Source organism: Micromonospora sp. NPDC049114, from assembly GCF_040648635.1.
Taxonomy (GTDB): Bacteria; Actinomycetota; Actinomycetes; order Mycobacteriales; family Micromonosporaceae; genus Micromonospora.
Genome location: NZ_JBEZEA010000022.1, coordinates 25,761 through 44,509, shown reverse-complemented (window position 1 = coordinate 44,509; position 18,749 = coordinate 25,761). Strand labels below are relative to the sequence as shown.

At 70.1% G+C, this 18,749-nt stretch carries 15 protein-coding genes, 1 tRNA gene and 1 pseudogene; 6 read left to right on the top strand and 11 right to left on the bottom strand.

Features of this window, described 5'->3' with window-relative positions:
- Positions 1 to 17: 17 nt before the first annotated feature.
- Together coaE and rpsA are read right to left on the bottom strand one after the other, a co-directional pair.
- A complete protein-coding gene (coaE, locus tag AB0B39_RS32120; protein ID WP_357576162.1) occupies positions 18 to 1,202 on the bottom strand; it encodes a dephospho-CoA kinase in 1,185 nt (394 codons plus the stop codon).
- A 350-nt stretch (positions 1,203 to 1,552) separates the two neighbouring features.
- Positions 1,553 to 3,052 (bottom strand): 30S ribosomal protein S1, encoded by a 1,500-nt coding sequence (gene rpsA / locus AB0B39_RS32115; protein WP_109819865.1) that lies wholly within the window; start codon positions 3,050 to 3,052, stop codon positions 1,553 to 1,555.
- A gap of 415 nt (positions 3,053 to 3,467) precedes the next feature.
- On the opposite strand from rpsA, the gene AB0B39_RS32110 reads away from it, so the two are divergent.
- The 3 genes and pseudogenes from AB0B39_RS32110 to AB0B39_RS32100 all read left to right on the top strand — a co-directional run.
- On the top strand, positions 3,468 to 4,274 hold the full coding sequence (locus AB0B39_RS32110) for a class I SAM-dependent methyltransferase (protein WP_234584534.1): 807 nt from the start codon (positions 3,468 to 3,470) through the stop codon (positions 4,272 to 4,274).
- Between the two features lie 57 nt (positions 4,275 to 4,331).
- A complete protein-coding gene (locus AB0B39_RS32105) occupies positions 4,332 to 4,934 on the top strand; it encodes a Uma2 family endonuclease (RefSeq protein WP_357576161.1) in 603 nt (200 codons plus the stop codon).
- A gap of 36 nt (positions 4,935 to 4,970) precedes the next feature.
- Positions 4,971 to 5,309 (top strand): annotated as a pseudogene (locus AB0B39_RS32100) (DUF3140 domain-containing protein); the annotation flags it as partial.
- A 347-nt stretch (positions 5,310 to 5,656) separates the two neighbouring features.
- Here AB0B39_RS32100 and polA read toward each other — a convergent pair.
- The 8 genes from polA to AB0B39_RS32060 all read right to left on the bottom strand — a co-directional run bounded on the left by polA (position 5,657) and on the right by AB0B39_RS32060 (position 15,714).
- Complete coding sequence (gene polA / locus AB0B39_RS32095; RefSeq protein WP_357576160.1) at positions 5,657 to 8,356, bottom strand: DNA polymerase I; 2,700 nt, start codon at positions 8,354 to 8,356, stop codon at positions 5,657 to 5,659.
- A 135-nt stretch (positions 8,357 to 8,491) separates the two neighbouring features.
- Complete coding sequence (locus tag AB0B39_RS32090; protein ID WP_234584537.1) at positions 8,492 to 9,205, bottom strand: ABC transporter ATP-binding protein; 714 nt, start codon at positions 9,203 to 9,205, stop codon at positions 8,492 to 8,494.
- The gene (locus AB0B39_RS32085) at positions 9,192 to 10,097 is read right to left on the bottom strand and encodes an ABC transporter ATP-binding protein (RefSeq protein ID WP_234584558.1); all 906 of its coding nucleotides are present in this window, start codon (positions 10,095 to 10,097) and stop codon (positions 9,192 to 9,194) included. The genes AB0B39_RS32090 and AB0B39_RS32085 overlap by 14 nt, the downstream gene beginning before the upstream one ends.
- 28 nt (positions 10,098 to 10,125) lie before the next feature.
- Positions 10,126 to 11,283, bottom strand: coding sequence for a branched-chain amino acid ABC transporter permease (locus AB0B39_RS32080; protein ID WP_357498993.1), 1,158 nt, complete (start codon positions 11,281 to 11,283; stop codon positions 10,126 to 10,128).
- A complete protein-coding gene (locus AB0B39_RS32075; protein WP_357498995.1) occupies positions 11,280 to 12,263 on the bottom strand; it encodes a branched-chain amino acid ABC transporter permease in 984 nt (327 codons plus the stop codon). Before AB0B39_RS32075 ends, AB0B39_RS32080 begins: the two co-directional genes overlap by 4 nt.
- 66 nt (positions 12,264 to 12,329) lie before the next feature.
- Positions 12,330 to 13,481, bottom strand: coding sequence for a branched-chain amino acid ABC transporter substrate-binding protein (locus AB0B39_RS32070; protein WP_357576159.1), 1,152 nt, complete (start codon positions 13,479 to 13,481; stop codon positions 12,330 to 12,332).
- Positions 13,482 to 13,847: 366 nt separating this feature from the next.
- The gene (locus AB0B39_RS32065; protein WP_357576158.1) at positions 13,848 to 15,032 is read right to left on the bottom strand and encodes a hypothetical protein; all 1,185 of its coding nucleotides are present in this window, start codon (positions 15,030 to 15,032) and stop codon (positions 13,848 to 13,850) included.
- A gap of 58 nt (positions 15,033 to 15,090) precedes the next feature.
- Complete coding sequence (locus tag AB0B39_RS32060) at positions 15,091 to 15,714, bottom strand: response regulator (protein ID WP_234584542.1); 624 nt, start codon at positions 15,712 to 15,714, stop codon at positions 15,091 to 15,093.
- Positions 15,715 to 15,819: 105 nt separating this feature from the next.
- Between AB0B39_RS32060 and AB0B39_RS32055 the strand changes: the two genes are divergently transcribed.
- The 3 genes from AB0B39_RS32055 (at position 15,820) to AB0B39_RS32045 (ending at position 17,497) form a co-directional block, all read left to right on the top strand.
- Positions 15,820 to 15,896 (top strand) — tRNA-Leu (locus AB0B39_RS32055).
- A 356-nt stretch (positions 15,897 to 16,252) separates the two neighbouring features.
- The gene (locus AB0B39_RS32050; protein WP_357576157.1) at positions 16,253 to 16,675 is read left to right on the top strand and encodes a hypothetical protein; all 423 of its coding nucleotides are present in this window, start codon (positions 16,253 to 16,255) and stop codon (positions 16,673 to 16,675) included.
- Between the two features lie 171 nt (positions 16,676 to 16,846).
- On the top strand, positions 16,847 to 17,497 hold the full coding sequence (locus tag AB0B39_RS32045; protein WP_357499003.1) for an epimerase: 651 nt from the start codon (positions 16,847 to 16,849) through the stop codon (positions 17,495 to 17,497).
- Here the strand turns inward: AB0B39_RS32045 and AB0B39_RS32040 are convergent, their stop codons facing one another.
- Positions 17,498 to 18,676 (bottom strand): aminotransferase class I/II-fold pyridoxal phosphate-dependent enzyme, encoded by a 1,179-nt coding sequence (locus AB0B39_RS32040; protein ID WP_357576156.1) that lies wholly within the window; start codon positions 18,674 to 18,676, stop codon positions 17,498 to 17,500. It lies immediately after the preceding gene.
- Between the last annotated feature and the right edge of the window lie 73 nt (positions 18,677 to 18,749).

The following is an 18,749-nucleotide window of genomic DNA, read 5'->3' as shown; positions in this document are numbered from 1 at the left end:
GCCTGCTGGCAGGGCTCTCAGGGCCGCCAGCCGGTCCGTGCGGCCCACTGCTCGGCCCGCAGGTACTCCTCGTCGAACCAGGGATCGCGGGCCGTTCCGGAGTCGGCAACCAGCGGCGCGGCGTCGACCAGATCCCGTTTGAACAGCAGGTACGTGGCCCGCTGATCCGGATCGGCGCGGAGGTGGTCACGCATGAGCAGCGCGTACCGCCAGCCCGGCGACTCGGCCTCCCGCACGTGCAGGCGCACCGGGCGATCCGGGTCGGCGCTGCCGTGCAGCCGCTTCTCCCACCGACCCCGGCCCGCCGGGCGCGGATCGTCCCACCAGTGCCCCGGCACGCGGGGAAACCCCGCGTTCGCCAGCCGGTCGGCCAGCGGCCCGTCGGCGTCGGCGAGGCTGGACACGGCCACCTGCACGTCGATGACGTCGTCGGCGGCGAGCCCGGGCACCGCCGTCGCACCGATGTGGTCGATCCGCAGATCCGCCGGGGCCAGCGCGTGACGGATCCGGGCGGCCAGCCGGGCGTACTGCTCGGGCCAGCTCGGATCGGCACCCACCCCGGCGCCGCGGTCCGGCACCGGCACGACCTGCCGCTGCCGCAGGTTGTGCTCGTAGGGACGCAGCCGCTGCCGCCACAGCGAATCCACCGCGGCGTGCAGCGCCGCCAGAGTGCCGTCATTGGTCAGCACCACGTCCGCCACGGCACGCCGACGGGCGTCGTCGGCCTGCGCGGCGATCCGCCGCTCGGCCTCCGCGCGGTCCATCCCCCGGTCGCGCATCAGCCGCTCCAGCCGGGTCGGCACGGCCGTCTGCACCACGATGACCAGGTGGTACGTCGGCGCGAGCCCCACCTCCACCAGCAGCGGTACGTCGTTGACGACTATCGCGTCAGGTGCCGCCGCCGCGACCAGTTCGGCCGTACGCGCCCGCACCCGGGGATGGGTGATCGCCTCCAACCGGCGGCGGGCGGTCTCGTCGGAGAACACCACGGCACCCAACGCGGCGCGATCCAGCGCGCCGTCGGCGCCCAGCACCTTCTCCGAGAAGGTGGCGACGATCTCCGCGAGACCCTCCGTGCCCGGCGCGACGACCTCCCGGGCGATCTGGTCCGCGTCGACGAGCACCGCGCCCAACTCCACCAGCCGCGCGGCCACCGCGCTCTTGCCCGACCCGATCCCGCCGGTCAAACCCACCCTCAGCACCGCACCAGTCAACCCGATCACGGCTCGCGCGCCAAACCACACCCGCCCCACGAGGAGCGCCGCAGGCCGTCCAATGCGCTGCCCCTCGCCCGCGTCCTTTGCTCTGCTTCAACCGAGGAAACAGCTGCCGTCCGATAATCGGACACCGGGTGTTTCCTGGGCTGAAGCAGAGCAAAGGACGCGAGGTGGGTGGGGCGCTCCCGACCCGCCAGTGTCAGGTGATCAGGGCGAATCACGGCGACACGCCCCCCTCGCCTCGGCGATGCTGCCTCCGGCGGCGGGTATGGCGAGGGCCCCGCCCCCGGCGATCGGAAAGATCGCGGGGACGGGGCCCGTCGTCGTTCAGCGGGTCACTTACCGCCGGCGAGCTTCTCCCGCAGAGCGGCGAGCGCCTCGTCGGTGGCCAGCGTGCCGGCCGGCTCCTCGGCCTGCCGGCTCGGGGCCGGGCTGGACGAGGAGGTGGTGCCGCCACCGGCGGCCGGAACGGCCGGGGTCGGGTTGGCAGCGGCCTCGGCGTCGGCGGCGCGAGAGGTCTGCACCTGCTTGGTGTGGGCCTCCCAACGCTGACGGGCCTCGGCGTACTGGTTCTCCCAGGTCTCGCGCTGCTTGTCGTACCCCTCGAGCCACTCGCCCGTCTCCGGGTCGAAGCCCTCCGGGTAGATGTAGTTGCCCTCGGCGTCGTACGTCGCGGCCATGCCGTAGAGGGTCGGGTCGAAGTGCTCCTCGCCCTCGACGAAGCCCTCGTTGGCCTGCTTGAGCGACAGCGAGATCCGGCGGCGCTCCAGGTCGATGTCGATGACCTTGACCATGACCTCGGAGCCGACCTGGACGACCTGCTCCGGGATCTCCACGTGGCGCTCGGCCAGCTCGGAGATGTGGACCAGGCCCTCGATGCCGTCGTCCACCCGGACGAACGCACCGAACGGGACGAGCTTGGTGACCTTACCCGGCACGATCTGCTGGATCGCGTGGGTGCGGGCGAACTGCCGCCACGGGTCCTCCTGGGTCGCCTTCAGCGACAGCGAGACGCGCTCGCGGTCCAGGTCGACGTCCAGAACCTCGACCTCGACCTCCTGGCCGACCTCGACGACCTCGGACGGGTGGTCGATGTGCTTCCAGGACAGCTCGGAGACGTGCACCAGACCGTCGACGCCGCCGAGGTCCACGAAGGCGCCGAAGTTGACGATCGAGGACACGACGCCCTTGCGGACCTGGCCCTTCTGCAGCTTGTTGAGGAACTCGGTGCGCACCTCGGACTGCGTCTGCTCCAGCCAGGCCCGGCGGGACAGGACCACGTTGTTGCGGTTCTTGTCCAGCTCGATGATCTTGGCCTCGAGCTCACGCCCGACGTACGGCTGCAGGTCGCGCACGCGCCGCATCTCGACCAGGGACGCGGGCAGGAAGCCGCGCAGCCCGATGTCGAGGATGAGACCACCCTTGACCACCTCGATGACCGAGCCGCGGACGACACCGTCCTCGTCCTTGATCTTCTCGATCGTGCCCCAGGCCCGCTCGTACTGCGCCCGCTTCTTGGAGAGGATCAGACGACCCTCCTTGTCCTCCTTCTGGAGGACCAGGGCCTCGATGTGGTCACCAACCGTCACAACCTCGGCGGGGTCCACGTCGTGCTTGATCGACAACTCCCGAGAGGGGATGACACCCTCGGTCTTGTAGCCGATGTCGAGCAGGACCTCGTCCCGATCGACCTTGACGACGGTGCCTTCGACAATGTCGCCGTCGTTGAAGTACTTGATGGTCTCGTCGATCGCGGCGAGGAATGCCTCCTCGGAACCGAGATCGTCGTGGGTGACCCGGGTGGCGCTCGAGGGGGCCTCGATGCTGCTCGTCATGTGGGCGGTTGCTCCGGTCGGATGGGTTGTCACAGCAGGCTGGTGTCGCGGTGACCTGTTCGCGCCAGCGGATCCGTCGCCGGGCACACCGAACGATCACCTACTGGGATCATGATGTGCTCCGTCGACCGCGCACCTGCTCCCTGCCGAGACACACGATCCGCGAGCGCATCGTCTAGCCTACCGTGCGCATTACCACAGCGTGCAAGCCCTCCCGACTCGTCGACGCGCGATGACCTGCGAAAGCCGAACAATCGCCCGGAAACGACCCCACCTGTCTCGTACGTCACAGGGGCCTCACCGCGCCCTCCCGGTGGGGGTGGCGGGGCGATCCCGCGCCACGACTTCGAGGAAACCGAGTCGATCAGGCCGCGCCGCCGCCGCCATCGGGTTGGCCGGGGCCTAGCGTGAGCGCGTGGATGACGACAGCCGGGTGACCCGGCGCCGGGTGGGTGACGCCGAGGCCCGGCGGGCCAACCGCGGCTGGTGGGACACCGACGCCGACGACTACCAGGCCGAGCACGGGGGTTTCCTCGGCGACGTCGACTTCGTCTGGTGCCCGGAGGGGCTGCGCGAGGCCGACGCCCGCCTGCTCGGTGACCTGTCGGGGCGGCGGGTGCTGGAGGTGGGTTGCGGCGCGGCCGCCGCCGCCCGCTGGCTCGCCACGCAGGGCGCGCGTCCGATCGCCTTCGACCTGTCCGCCGGCATGTTGCGGCACGCCGCGCAGGCCGCCGACCGCACCGGGGTACGCGTACCGCTGGTGCAGGCCGACGCGCTCGCCCTGCCCTTCGCCGACCGTTCGTTCGACCTGGCCTGCACGGCGTTCGGCGCGATCCCCTTCGTGGACGACTCGGCGGCCCTGCTCGCCGAGGTGCACCGGGTGCTGCGCCCGGGCGGCCGATGGGTGTTCTCCGTGACCCACCCGATGCGCTGGATCTTCCTCGACGATCCCGGCGAGGGCGGGCTGACGGCCGTGCACTCGTACTTCGACCGCTCCCCCTACGTCGAGCAGGACGACGCCGGCGTCGCCACCTACGTCGAGCAGCACCGGACCCTCGGCGACCGGATCCGCGAACTGGTCGGCGCCGGATTCCGGCTGCTGGACCTGGTGGAGCCGGAGTGGCCGCAGGGACACGAGGGGATCTGGGGGCAGTGGAGCCCGCTGCGCGGGCGGCTCTTCCCCGGCACCGCCATCTTCGTCACCGAGAAGCCGGCCGGGTGAGCGCGTCGCACCCGCGGTCCGACCTGCGATCCATCGATCGCCGGTAGGCTCGACCCCATGAGCGCCGAGCCCATCCCGACACCACCTGGCCCCTGGTGTCCGGATCCGATGCGGCAGCAGCGTGCCGACTACACGCTGGAGGACCTGCTCACCCTGCCGGACGACGCCCCCCGCGTCGAACTCGTCGACGGAGTTATCCAGGTGACACCCTCCCCCACCCTGGGCCATCAGGACATCTGCAGCCTGCTGTGGCTGTGGCTGCGCTCGCACGCCCCGGCGGACCTTCGTGCTGCCCAAGCAGTCGGAGTCGCGCTCAGCCGCAACACGAGCCGGCAGCCGGACGTGCTGCTCTGCCGTGCCGAGATCCCGTCCAACCGGTCCACACTGCGGCCGGCGGACGTCGTCCTCGCCGTGGAGATCGTTTCGCCGGGCACGCGACGGACCGACAGGTTCGCGAAACCGGGTGAGTACGCCGCCGCCGGCATCCCGTTCTACTGGCGGATCGAGCAGGACCCGGTGCACGTGTACGCGTACCGGATCGGCGACCGGGTGGGGCCGGGCGGTGAGCGGCAGTACGAGCTGGTCGCCGACGGCGCTGACGTGATCGAGCTGGCCGAGCCGTTCGACATCAAGCTGCCGGTCGCCGAGATCACCCCGTAGTCGTTTCTCCTCGGCCAGGTCGGGTAGCCGAGAGCCATGGCCGAACGTGATGATGGCCGGGACACCTACCGGGAGTTCACCGAGGCGGTGAACATGAAGCCCGGCGAGCTGTCCACGTGGCTGGAGACCGACGAGTCGAAGCAGGTCGGCTGGCACAAGGGCGGTCGCGCCGGTGGCGGCGAGTCCGTCGGCCACGAGTCCGGCCGGAAGATCATCGACCTGCTCCGCCGTAAACGCGGTGACCTGTCCGAGGGCGACTACAAGCACATGCGCAAGGTGGTCGGCTACGTCCGCCGGCACATGGCGCAGCGCCCGTCCGGCGACGTCCGCGACACCAAGTGGCGCTGGTCCCTCATGAACTGGGGCCACGACCCCATGAAGTAGGAACCGACCACCCGCCGAGGCTCCCACCACAAGATCCACACAACTTCGGCGAAGTTGGTGCCTCAGGACACGACGACCCAGCAATTACCCCGAAGTTGCGCAGATCATGAACGGCGCGGGACACGGACAGCGCGGAGGTTGCCCGCCTGGCCAGGACGCCGCCCACCACGCCAACGGCCGCGACCAAGGGCGACCGAGTCAGGGGTTCCGGGGCAGCCCGACCCACGCAGGGATCAAGCCTGACCGCCCGGAGTGGGTCGGGCTGCCCCGGAACCCCACACCGCAACCATCCAAGGGTGTGCGCGCTTCCCAGGGAACCCCCACACCGCGACCGAGGGTCAGTGATCAGCGCTGTTCCAGTCCCGGCCTTCGCCGACCGACACCTCCAGCGGCACCGACAGCGGGTACGCCCCACCCATCTCGCGCCGCACCAGCGCCTCCAACGCCTCCCGCTCGCCCGGGGCGACCTCGAAGACCAGCTCGTCGTGCACCTGCAACAGCATCCGGGAGCGCAGGCCGGCATCGGCGAGCGCGGTGTCGACGTGCAGCATCGCAACCTTGATGATGTCGGCGGCCGACCCCTGGATGGGGGCGTTGAGAGCCATCCGCTCGGCGATGTCGCGGCGCTGCCGGTTGTCGCTCACCAGGTCGGGCAGGTAGCGGCGGCGGCCCAGGATGGTCGAGGTGTAGCCGTCCTGGCGGGCCTTGGCGACGACCTGGTGCAGGTAGTCGCGCACTCCGCCGAAGCCGGCGAAGTAGTTCTCCATCAGGCCACGGGCCTCTTCGGTGTTGATGTTGAGCTGCTGGGACAGGCCGAACGCGCTGAGCCCGTACGCCAGGCCGTAGTTCATCGCCTTGATTTTGCGTCGCTGGTCCGGGGTGACCTCGTCGACCGGCACGCCGAAGACGGACGAGGCGGTGGCGGCGTGGAAGTCGGCCCCGGAGTTGAACGCCTCGATCAACGCGTCGTCCGAGGAGAGGTGCGCCATGATCCGCATTTCGATCTGGCTGTAGTCGGCGGTGAGCAGGCACTCGTACCCCTCACCCACCACGAAGGCCCGGCGGATGCGCCGGCCCTCCTCGGTGCGGATCGGGATGTTCTGCAGGTTGGGCTCGGTCGAGGAGAGGCGCCCGGTGGCCGCCACCGTCTGGTTGAAGGTGGTGTGGATCCGGCCGTCGTCGGAGACGGACTTGAGCAGGCCGTCCACTGTCGACTTGAGCTTGGCGACGTCGCGGTGGCGCAGCAGGTGGGCCAGCACCGGGTGCGGCTGCTGCGCGTAGAGCCACTGCAGGGCGTCGGCGTCGGTCGTGTAGCCCGTCTTGATCTTCTTGGTCTTCGGCAGGCCCAGCTCGGTGAAGAGGATCTCCTGCAACTGCTTGGGCGAGCCGAGGTTGAACTCGCGGCCCACCGCCTCGTACGCGCCCTGCGCCGCGGCCTTGACCTCGGCGGCGAAGTGCGCCTCCAGCTCGGAGAGGTAGTCGGTGTCGGCGGCGATGCCGGTGCGCTCCATGCCCGCGAGCACCCGCATCAGCGGCAGCTCCACCCCGGCCATCAGCCGCGCGGACTGCTCGCCGTCGCGGGACAGCTCGGCGTCGATCGCGTCGGCCAAGTCGAGGGTGGCGCGGGCCTGGAGCATGAGGTTCTGCTCGACCACGCCCTCGTCGCCGAGCCCGTCGAGGGTGAGCTGCCCGGTCTCGGGCACGTCCACCCGCAGCTCGCGGTGCAGGTAGCGCAGGGCCAGGTCGGTCAGGTCGTAGGACCGCTGGTCGGGACGGGCCAGGTACGCGGCGATCTGGGTGTCGCGGACGATGCCGGCCAGGTCCCAGCCGTGTGCGGCGCAGGCCAGCACCGCCGGCTTGCTGTCGTGCAGCACCTTGGGCCGCTGCGCGTCGGCCAGCCACCCCGCGAGGGCGCTCTCGTCGGAGGCGTCCAGGCCGGTCGGGTCCACCCAGGCGGCCGCGCCCCCGGCGCTGGCCAGCGCCAGGCCGGTGATCGAGGCGGTGTGTCGGCGGTTGGGGCCGGTGTCGAGCTTGACCGCGAGGCCGACCGGGGTGCCGGTCGGGGCGTGCATGCCCAGCCAGGCGGCGAGCCCGCCCGGCTCGGTGAGCACCTCACCGGTCAGGTCGAAGCCCGACTCGGCCTCCGGCTCGACGGCCTCCAGATACTGGTAGAGGCGGTCGCGCAGGATGCGGAACTCGAGGGTGTCGAAGACCTGGTGCACGGCCTCCCGGTCCCAGCCGGTCCAGCGGGTGTCCTCCGGGCGCAGCGGCAGCTCCAGGTCGGAGACGAGACGGTTGATCTCGTAGTTGCGGATCACGTCGGCCAGCCGCTCCCGCAGGCTGTCGCCGGCCTTGCCCTTGATCTCGTCGGCGCGGGCGATGACGCCCTCCACGCCGCCGTACGTGGTGATCCACTTGGCCGCGGTCTTCGGGCCGACGCCGGGGATGCCGGGCAGGTTGTCACTGGTCTCGCCGACCAACGCGGCCAGGTCCCGATACTGCTGCGGCCCGACGCCGTACTTGGCCTCGATCGCGGCAGGGTCCATCCGGGCCAGGTCGGAGACGCCCTTGCGCGGGTAGAGGACGGTGATCTGGTCGTCGACCAGCTGGAACGCGTCCCGGTCGCCGCTGCTGATCAGCACCGACATGCCCTGGTCGCGGGCCTGGCAGGCGAGCGTCGCGATGACGTCATCGGCCTCGTAGCCCTCCATCTCGACCACCGGGATCTGCAGCGCCGCCAGGACCTCCTTGACGAGGCTGACCTGGCCCTTGAAGTCGGTCGGGGTCTCGCTGCGGCCGGCCTTGTACTCCGCGTACTTCTCCGTGCGGAAGGACCGGCGGGAGACGTCGAACGCGACGACGATGTGGGTGGGCTGCTCGTCGCGCAGCACGTTGATCAGCATCGAGGTGAAGCCGTACACCGCGTTGGTCGGCTGACCCGTCGTGGTGGAGAAGTTTTCCACGGGCAGGGCGAAGAACGCCCGGTATGCCAGGGAATGTCCGTCGACGAGGAGCAGGCGCGGTGTCGTAGCTGTCACGGCAGCGACTCTAGTCCGTCGCACCGACAACCCCGGGTGGCGGCACCGCGCCACGGGCGCGAAAACGCACGCCACGGCACGCACGCCGACGGCCGGCCGCCCACGAGGGGACGACCGGCCGCCGGATGCGGTGGCTCAGGCCACGCCGAGGTACGCCTCCTTGACCGACGGGTCGTGCAGCAGGTCCTGGCCGGACCCCTCCTTCACGATCCGACCGGTCTCCAGCACGTACCCGCGGTGCGCCCGGGAGAGCGCCTGCTGGGCGTTCTGCTCGACCAGCAGGATGGTGGTGCCCTGCTGGTTGATCTCGGTGATGATGTCGAAGATCTGCCGGATCACCAGCGGAGCCAGACCCATCGACGGCTCGTCGAGCAACAGCAGCTTCGGCCGGCTCATCAGCGCCCGACCGACCGCGAGCATCTGCTGCTCGCCGCCGGAGAGGGTGCCGCCGGCCTGCTTGCGCCGCTCGGCCAGCCGCGGGAAGAGGGTCAGCACCCGCTCCAGGTCGGCGGCGATGCCGGCGGAGTCCCGCCGGGTGTACGCCCCCATGTCCAGGTTCTCCATGACCGTCATGCCGGGGAAGATCTGCCGCCCTTCGGGCGACTGACACAACCCCCGCACCACCCGCAGGTCGGCCCGGAGCTTGCTGATGTCCTCACCGTTGAACGTGATCTTCCCGGCGCTGAGCGACCTGGTCCCGGAGATGGCACGCATCGTGGTGGTCTTACCGGCGCCGTTCGCGCCGATCAGGGCCACCACCTCACCCTCGTTGACGGTGAGGCTGATCCCGTGCAACGCCTCGATCCGGCCGTACGCGACGGCGACGTCCTCGAGCTCAAGCAGCGTCATCGGCGGGCTCCCCCAGGTACGCGGCGATCACCTTCGGATCGCGGCTGACCTCCGCGGGCGCACCCTCGGCGATCTTGCGGCCGAACTCCAGCACCACGATCCGGTCGGTGACACCCATGACCAGCCGCATGTCGTGCTCGATGAGCAGGACGGTCAGGCCCATGTCACGGATCTTGCGGATCAGGGTGAGGAGCTCCTCCTTCTCCGCCGGGTTGAAGCCGGCGGCCGGCTCGTCCAGGCAGATCAGCTTCGGCTCGGTGGCCAGCGCGCGGGCGATCTCCAACCGGCGCTGGTACCCGTACGGCAGGTTGCGCGCCTCGTCGTTGGCCCGGTCGGCGATCCCGACGAAGCGCAGCAACTCGAGCGCCTTGGCCTCCGCCGCCCGCTCCTCCAGGATGTGCCGGGACAGGCCGAAGATCTTCGCGGCCGACAGGCGCACCTGCTGCCAGGTCCGGACGATCCCGGACGCGGCGGTGACCTGCGGCAGCTCCTCCGGCTTGGGTCGCACCCGGTAGAGCCGGAACAGCGCCCCCGGCACACTGGTCTTGTGCCGGGAGTCCGTGCCGACCATGACGTTCTCCAGCGCCGTCATCTCCGGGAAGAGACGGATGTTCTGGAACGTCCGGGAGATGCCCAACTGGCTGATCTGGTGCGGCTTGCGGCCGGTCACCTTCTGGCCCCGGAACCGGACCGCGCCGGACGTCGGCTTGTAGACCCCGGTCATCACGTTGAAGCTGGTGGTCTTGCCGGCGCCGTTGGGCCCGATGAGGCCGAGAATCTCGCCCTCGTAGATCTGGAAATTGATCTTGTCGAGGGCGACCACGCCGCCGAAGCGGAGCGTGACGTCGTCGACTTCGAGAAGCACCTGCCGAGGCCCCGGCTGAGTCGGGATCTTCGGCGTCACGGCGCTGGTGGACTGGTCAGACACGAGCGGGCACCTCCTCTGCCTCCGCCGCGCGATCCTTGAGCTCGCGGGCACGCCGCCGGCTGGGCACCAGACCCTGCGGACGCAGGATCATCACCAGCACCATGGCCAGGCCGAAGACCAGCCACCGGTAGTCGGCGAAATCGCGGAACCGCTCCGGCAGGTACGCCAGCAGCACCGCGCCGAGCGAGACGCCGATCATGTTGCCGGAGCCACCGACCACCACCATCGCGACGAAGAGGATGGACAGGTTCGCGTTGAACTGGGTCGGGTCGATGAACGCGTTCCGGCTGCCGAAGAGGAAGCCCGACAGGCCGCCGAGCGCCGCGCCGATGGCGAACGCCCAGAGCTTGAACTTGAACGGGTAGACGCCCATCACCGCGGCGGCGTCCTCGTCCTCGCGCACCGCCAGCCACGCCCGGCCGACCCGGCTGTGCTCCAGCCGGCGAACCAGGAACACCATGATCAGTACGAACGTGATCGCCAACCAGTACCAGGGCTTCGCGTCGATCAGGCCGAAGACCTTGTTGTCCGGCGACGGCGCACCCTCGGGGCCCGGGATGGCCGAGATGCCCACCGGGCCGTTGGTCAGACCGGTGGCGTTGCGGGCCACGATCCGGATGATCTCGCCGAAGCCCAGCGTCACGATGGCCAGGTAGTCACCGCGCAGCCGCAGCGTCGGCCAGCCCAGCAACACGCCGGAGATCATGGTCAGCACGATCGCGATGAACAGGCAGATCGCCCAGGTGACCGCCCACGTCGGCGGGAGGTCGAACTCCTTCTGGATCCACTTCACCACCGGGGAGTTCACCGAACCGAACAACGCCACGCTGTACGCGCCGATGGCGAAGAAGCCGATGTAGCCCAGGTCGAGCAGGCCGGCGAGGCCGACCACCACGTTCAGGCCGATCGCGACCAGCACGTAGATGGCGCAGACGAAGAGCACGCCCGCCCAGTTGTTGCCGCCCTTGATCGAGTCGGTCCGCAGCCAGGTCAGGCCCGGAATGCCAAGGAGCGGCAGGTAGTAGAGGATCGCCACGAAGGCGGCCAGCCCGAGGGCCTGCTGCCACTTGGTGAGCGCCCGCCAACGGTCGCCGATGCCGGTCAGCAGCGTCACCCGACGCTGATCTGCGGAGCGGATCTTGTTGATCATGCGCGGGCCCTCCCGAGCGACTCGCCCAACAGACCGGTCGGCCGGAACATCAGCACCACGATCAGCACTACGAAGGCGATGACGTCCTCCCAGTTGGACGCGAAGAGCGTGGCGCCGTAGACCTCGACGATGCCGAGGAAGAGGCCACCCAGCAGCGCGCCGCGCAGGTTACCGATGCCGCCCAGGACCGCGGCGGTGAACGCCTTCAGGCCGAGCACGAAGCCGATGCTGTTCTGGGTGAAGCCGAACCGCATGCTCCACAGCAGCGCGGCCGCGCCGGCCATGATGCCGCCCAGCACGAAGATCAGCATGATGACGCGCTCCTGGTTGACGCCCATCAGCGCGGCCGTCTCCGGGTTCTGGGCCACCGCGCGCACGCCCCGGCCGTACCGGGTGCGGTTGATGAACCAGTCGAGCAGCGCCATCATCACCACGGCCGAGATGAACACGATCACCTGGATGTTGGTGATCGCCGTGTTGCCGATGTTGAACAGGGTCTCCTGCTTGATGATCGTCGGCATTCCGACGATCTGCCGGGGCCGGCCGAACACGTCCGGCAGCACGCCACCCAGCAGCTTGGGCAGCACCTGCCCGAAGAGCTCCACGAACACCAGCGACAGACCGATCGCGGTGATCAGGAAGATCAGCGGCGGCGCGTTCTTGCGCCGCAACGGCCGGTACGCGACCCGTTCGAGCGCCAGAGCCGTACCGCCCGAGGCGACCGCGGCGACGATGAGGCCGAGCACCAGGAACAGGATCGCCTGGCCGACCGGGGGGTTATTTTCCACACCGAGCTGGTTCCAGAGGATCAGCACCGCGAAGGTGCCGACCATGAAGACCTCGGAGTGCGCGAAGTTGATCAGACGAAGGACGCCATAGACGAGTGTGTAGCCAAGGGCGATCAGGGCGTAGATGGCGCCCTTGGAAAGGCCATCGACCGTGTGCTGGCCGAGATGACCGATCAGTTCATCGAAATGCACCGGGGGTCTCCTTGAATCGAGTGCGGCCGGGGTGAGACACCCCGGCCGCACTCCATCGCCATGGCGTCAGCTGAGCTTGAGCTCCTGCAGCGGCTCGATGGCCTCGCCCTTGATCTGGTAGGCCCAGATGACGACCTTCGACGGGTCGACGTCGCCCTTGGAGTCGAACTTGATGTACTTCGACACACCCTGCTTGTCGTACGACTTCACGTACGCCAGGATGTCGGCCCGGGTCTTCTTGCCGTCCTTGAAGGCGTCCAGGTAGATCTTGGCGGCGTCGAAGCCCTCAGCACCGTAGGAGCCCGGCGCGATGCCAAACTCCTTCTGGTAGTCGGCGGAGAAGGTGCCGCCGGCCTTGTCGGCCGGGAGGCACGGGCAGGTGATGATCGCGCCCTCGGCGCCGCCGGAGGCGCCCTTCGGGAAGGCCGGGTCGTACAGACCGTCCGGGCCGACGAACTTGGCCTTGATGCCTGCCGCGCGCATCTGCTTCACCAGCGGGGCGGCCTCACGGGTGTAGCCACCGTAGAAGACGTAGTCCGCCTGCGCGGCCTTGATCTTGGAGATGGTGGCGTCGAACTGCGCCTGCCGCTCCTGGATCTTGTCCTTGTTGACCACCAGCGGGCCGAGCTGCTTGCCCAGCTCGTCGGTGATGCCGGCACCGTACGCGCTGGCGTCGTCGACCATGAAGACCTTCGCGGCGTTCTGCGCCTTCAGGTAGCTCGCCACCGCGCCGGCCTGCGTGCCGTCGTTGCCGACGACCCGGAAGAAGGACGTGTTGCCCTTCTGGGTCAGGTCGGTGCGCGTTGCCGACGGGGCCACCATCGCCAGGCCCGCGGCCTGGTAGATCGGCATCGTGGCGTCCGACTCACCGGAGAAGTGACCACCGATGACACCGAGGAACGAGTTGTCACCCGCGATCTGGTTCGCGAACGGGGTCGCCACGGCCGGGTCGCCCTGGGTGTCGAACGGCTGCATTTCGACCTTGCAGTTCGGGTTCGCCTCGTTGAACTGCTTCACGGCGAGCTTCGCGCCGTTGAGCGACGGGATCACCAGACCCGCGTTGTCACCGGTGAACGCGCCGAAGATCGCGATCTTGCCACCGCAGTCACCGGACGCGGTCCCACCGTCGCCGCCACCGGAATCCTGGCAACCAGCCGCGACCACCAGGGTCGCGGCGAGCGCAACGGTGCCCAGCGCCCGTACATAGCTTCGCCTCACGGCTTCCTGACCTCCTCCAGATGCGGACGCGCCTGCCCCGTAGTGACGGCGACAGCACGCGGACCGCAGATCCACCCACCCCGCAGGGACGCCCCCTGCGTAACGGCTCGTGATGGCGGAGCGTACCGACACCGCATACCGTCCCGGAAGGCCTGAACGGGGGGTCTGCGAAACCGTTACGAAGACGTGGGCAATCCTGTCGATGCCCGTAACAGGTGAATCCGTCGATCGGTCCTTAAGCCCACGGGCGGTCGGAGCGCCCGAACACCCACCCGATTCGGCGGCCCCCACGAAAGGACAGACTGACCTGCGCAAACAATCCGACAACCGGAGCCGCCGGGCCACGGGACCACCGGGCCGTACCCCTCAGTCGCCCGACCCGGGCGCCCACCACAGCCCGGACCGCGAACCGTCGTCCACCGCCAGCCACCACCGGTCACCCACCGCGACCAGCGCGACATCCCGGTCGGCACCCGCCGCCACATCGAGCGGCATCGCGGCCTCCCGCCACGACCCACCGCGATCCGTCGACACCCACACCGAGTAACGCCCGCCGTCCGTCACCGCGGCGAACAGCCGGTCACCGGAGGCCACCAGCGACGCCACCTGAGGCACCCCCGACGCGGACCGCCGCCCGAACGCACCCGCCGCCACCCAGCCCGCCGCCTCCTGACGCCACGCGCCGAACGTCGCCCCCCGCAGCCCGACCGCCACCGGCACCCCGCCGGCCAGCACGACGCGCTGCAACTCCTCGTACTCCGGGCCACCCGGTAACACCGTGCGCTGCCACGACCGCCCGTCCGGCGACGACCACACCGCCGGGTCCCGGTCGATCCGGCCGGCCGGCAGCAGACCACCCACGGCCAGCCAACCCGACGACGTCGCCGCGGCGTCGAACGCCCAGGTCACCCCCGTGCTGTCACTCGCCAGCCCTGGTGCGCCCTCCACCAGCGCGAACTCCGCCGCCTCCGGCGACGACACCCACGAGGCCGCACCCGCCGAACGGTTGCCCACGATCAACCAGCCCGCCGGACCCGCCGCCAGGCGGGACACGTTCACCGCCTTCGGCCCGCCGTACGTCTCGAACGACGCCTGGACCTCGACCAGCGCGCCGTCGGCCACCTGCCGCCACGTGCTCACCCGCGGATAGCCGTGCGCCCCGCCGACCTTCGCGCCGATCACGGCAGCCCGGCCGTCGCGACACGCCACCGACGACAGCACGTTCTGCTTGCCGTAGAACGAATCCGCCCGCACCGGCAGGACCGTCCACGCCGTACCGTCCACGCTGGTCCAGGCCGCCGGGCGCGTGCCGCCAGCATCGTCCGCGACACCGCCGACCAGGAACCACCGGCCCGCGCACGCCGCCACGTCGCGCAGCAACAGCCGACCCGCGCCACCCGGCGGCGCCGGCAGCGTCAACGCCTGCCACGCCGGCCGCAGCGCGGGCGCGGCGGCAGCGGAGGGTTCACCTGTCGGCGCGGCCGGCCCGTCACAGCCGGCGAGCAGCAGCGCGAAGAGGCCGAACAGCGCGATCACCCGTCGGACGGACACCCGTCGATGCTAACCACCGCCCGGCCAACGCGGTGACCCCCGAGCAGGGCAGACGCGCTCAGACGGTCGGCTGCTGCGCCACCTCGCCGCCGGCGGTCTCCGCGAGGATCCGCTCGGCGACCTCCTTCATGGTCATCCGGTGGTCCATCGCCGTGCGCTGGATCCACTTGAACGCCTGCGGCTCGGTCATCCCGTACGTCGTCATCAGCGCGCCCTTGGCGCGCTCCACCGTCTTGCGGATCTCCAGGCGGTCGGTAAGGCTCGCGACCTCGGCCTCCAGGGCCGCGACCTCCGAGTAGCGCGACAGCGCGATCTCCACCGCCGGGACCAGGTCACTCTTCTGGAAGGGCTTCACCAGGTACGCCATCGCGCCCGCCGCCCGCGCCCGCTCCACCAGGTCCCGCTGGCTGAACGCGGTCAGGATGATCACCGGGGCGATCCGGGCGCCGGCGATCCGTTCGGCGGCGGCCAGCCCATCCATGATCGGCATCTTGATGTCGAGGATGACGAGGTCGGGCTTCAGCTCCTCGGCGAGGCGCACGGCGGTCTCGCCGTCACCGGCCTCCCCCACCACCTCGTAGCCCTCTTCGACGAGCATCTCGGCGAGGTCCAGCCGGATCAGCGCCTCGTCCTCGGCGATCAGCACGCGCCTACGCTCGGCATCCGTCGGCATCTCAGCCACCAGCCCTACCCCCACCAGTTCGAACTCGACACCCGCCCAGCCGGGTGTCACCGCCCTCAGCGTAGTAGGTAACCTATGGAAGGCCACCAGAGCATTCGGCCAAGCGTCCCCGTATTCCAACTGGCAGAGAAGCGGAGCTCAAACCTCCGACAGTGTGGGTTCGAATCCCACCGGGGGCACCAAACTTGTCGTACGGCTGTTCCAAAATCCAGCTGTGCACCCACCCGAGCTACGCCTACGAGCCAGGCAACAGCACCTGTCCGGCAGCACCGTGGCCGAGGTCGCCCGACGCCTCAGGCTCCCCTACCCGACAGTCCGAGGCTGGTGTAAAGGTGCGGCGCCGAGCGAGCACGGCACGGCGGCACGCTGCTTTCGCTGCCGGCCGGACGTCGGTATTCAGACAGATCCCGCTGCGTATCTTTACCTGCTCGGCCTCTACCTGGGCGATGGACACCTGGTTACGTCCGCCCGGGTTCCGGTACTCCGGATCTCTTGTAGCGATACCTGGCCGGGGCTGATCGAGGCCTGCGACACCGCTATGCGGCACGTGCTGGCCGCGAAGGTGCAGCGCGTTCACCAGACCGGCTGCGTCAGCGTGCAGAGTTACGGCACGCACTGGCCGTGTCTGTTTCCGCAGCACGGCCCCGGCAAGAAGCACGAGCGACCGATCGTCCTGGCCGACTGGCAACTGTCGCTCGTCGAGAGCCACCCTGGCGACTTCGTGCGCGGTCTGTTCCACTCGGACGGCTGCCGGTTCGCCAACCGGGTGACCGTGCGCGGCAAGGAGTACGTCTATCCGCGCTACATGTTCACCAACGAGTCGACCGACATCATGGGGCTCTGCCAGTGGAGTCTCGACCTGCTCGGCGTCGCCTGGCGGATGAACCGCCGCAACTCCCTCTCGGTGGCGCGGCGAGACGCGGTCGCCACCCTCGACCGCCACGTCGGCCCCAAGTCCTAACTCCCGCCCCATGAGGCCGCCCCGCCTCACCCCCCGCCCCCCGGCCCCCGGCCCCCGGCCCCCGGCAGCAGAAGGGGGCCGGTGAAGGGGCCGGCCGAGGGGTCGGTGAAGGGGCCGATTGTGTCGTGCGTGGGAGCCTGGGCGGGTGTCGACGACGGAGGGCGGGTTCTGATGCGGGTGGTGGTTTTCGGTGCTACCGGGATGGTGGGCCAGGGTGTGCTGCGGGAGTGCCTGCTCGCCGAGGACGTGCGCGAGGTGCTCACCGTCGGCCGCCGGCCGACCGGCGGGCAGGATCCGAAGCTGCGGGAGCTGACCGTTCCCGACGTGGGCGACCTGGAGACGGTCCGCGCGGAGCTGACCGGCGTTGACGCCTGCTTCTATTGCCTGGGCGTCTCGTCGCTGGGTCTGGACGAGGCGGCGTACACCCGGATCAGCTACGACTTTCCGATGGCTGCGGCGCGGCTGTTCGCCGAGGTGAGCCCTCAGGTCACGTTCATCTACGTCTCCGGCGTCGGCACCGACTCGACCGGGCAGGGCCGGGTGATGTGGGCGCGGGTCAAGGGTCGCACCGAGAACGCGATCGTCGACCTGCTGCCCAACGGGTACGCGGCGCGGCCGGGCTTCATCCAGCCGACGTACGGGGCGGTGTCGAAGACGCGGTGGTACCGGGTGCTCTACGCGGCGACCAGTCCGCTGGTCCCGATGCTGCGCCGGTTGTTCCCCAACCAGGTCACCACGACGGACGGGATCGGTCGGGCGATGCTGCGGGTGGCTCGGGAGGGCTCACCGACCCGGGTGCTGGGCAACCGCGAACTGCGCTGATCAGGCGATCGTGTCGAGCGCCTGGGCGAGGTCGGTGCGCAGGTCGTCGGGGTCCTCCAGGCCGACGGAGAGACGCAGCAGCGCGCCGTCGGGCTTCGCGTCGCCCTCGACGGGCCGGTGGGTGAGCGAGGCGGGGTGCTGGATGAGGGTGTCCACGCCGCCGAGGGACACGGCGTGGGTGATCAGTCGGCAGGCGGCGGCGACGGTGGCGGCGGCGGGCGCCCCGCCGCGTACCTCGAAGGCGAGCAGGCTGCCGGGGCCGGCCATCTGCCGGCCGACCAGCGCCGCCGGGTCGTACACCGAGGGGTGGTGCACCCGGTGTACGGCCTGGTGGTCGGCGAGCCAGCCGGCGAGTTTCTCGGCGGTGGCCTGTTGGGCGCGGACCCGCAGCGGCAGGGTCTGCAGGCCGCGGTGCAGGAGGTAGCCGCCGAGGGGGTGCAGGATCGCGCCGGTGACGGCGCGGACCTGGCGCAGCCGGACGGCCCATTCGGCGTCGCAGGCGACGACGCCGGCGAGGACGTCGCCGTGCCCGCCGATGCTCTTGGTGGCGCTGTGCAGGACGAGGGCGGCGCCGTGCCGGGCGGGTTGTTGGAGCACCGGGGTGGCGACGGTGTTGTCGACGAGCAGGGGTACGTCGCCGGCGGCGGTGGCGAGCGCGGCGATGTCGACGAGGTCGAGGGTGGGATTGGCGGGCGTCTCGATCACTACCAGCGCGGTGTCGGGGCGGATGGCGGCGGCGACCTGGTCGGGGTGGGCCCAGGTGACGGTGGTGCCGAGCAGGCCGGTGGCGAGGACGTGGTCGGTGCCGCCGTAGAGGGGCCGGACGGCGACGATGTGGCGGTGGCCGTCGCGGGTGGCGGCGAGCAGGGTGGCGGTGAGGGCGGCCATGCCGCTGGCGAAGGCGACGGCCTGGGCGGTGCCCTCCAGCTCGGCGACGGCGGTTTCGAAGCGGGCGACGGTGGGGTTCCAGAGCCGCTGGTAGACGGCGCTGCCGTCGGCGGGGAGGGTGCCGCCGGTGGCGAGTTGTTCGTAGGCGTTGCCGCCGTCGTCGACCGAGGGCAGTGGGTTGGTGGTGGAGAGATCGATCGGAGGCACGTGCACGCCGAGCGTGCGCAGGTCGTCGCGGCCGGCGTGTACGGCCCGGGTGTCCACCGTCGTCATGGCGGTAGCGTCGAACATCCTGAGCCGATTGGGCAATGGTTTGGTGAATGATTCTGCAACCAGGGCTGGCTTCGTCGGGAGATTCGGTGGA

Coding starts and splice junctions, on each gene's coding strand:
- rpsA (WP_109819865.1), bottom strand. CDS start 3,052: ATGACGAGCAGCATCGAGGCCCCCTCGAGCGCCACCCGGGTCACCCAC.
- AB0B39_RS32105 (WP_357576161.1), top strand. CDS start 4,332: ATGAGCGCCGAGCCCATCCCGACACCACCTGGCCCCTGGTGTCCGGAT.
- AB0B39_RS32090 (WP_234584537.1), bottom strand. CDS start 9,205: ATGACGCTGCTTGAGCTCGAGGACGTCGCCGTCGCGTACGGCCGGATC.
- AB0B39_RS32080 (WP_357498993.1), bottom strand. CDS start 11,283: ATGATCAACAAGATCCGCTCCGCAGATCAGCGTCGGGTGACGCTGCTG.
- AB0B39_RS32050 (WP_357576157.1), top strand. CDS start 16,253: ATGCGGCACGTGCTGGCCGCGAAGGTGCAGCGCGTTCACCAGACCGGC.
- AB0B39_RS32045 (WP_357499003.1), top strand. CDS start 16,847: ATGCGGGTGGTGGTTTTCGGTGCTACCGGGATGGTGGGCCAGGGTGTG.
- AB0B39_RS32040 (WP_357576156.1), bottom strand. CDS start 18,676: ATGTTCGACGCTACCGCCATGACGACGGTGGACACCCGGGCCGTACAC.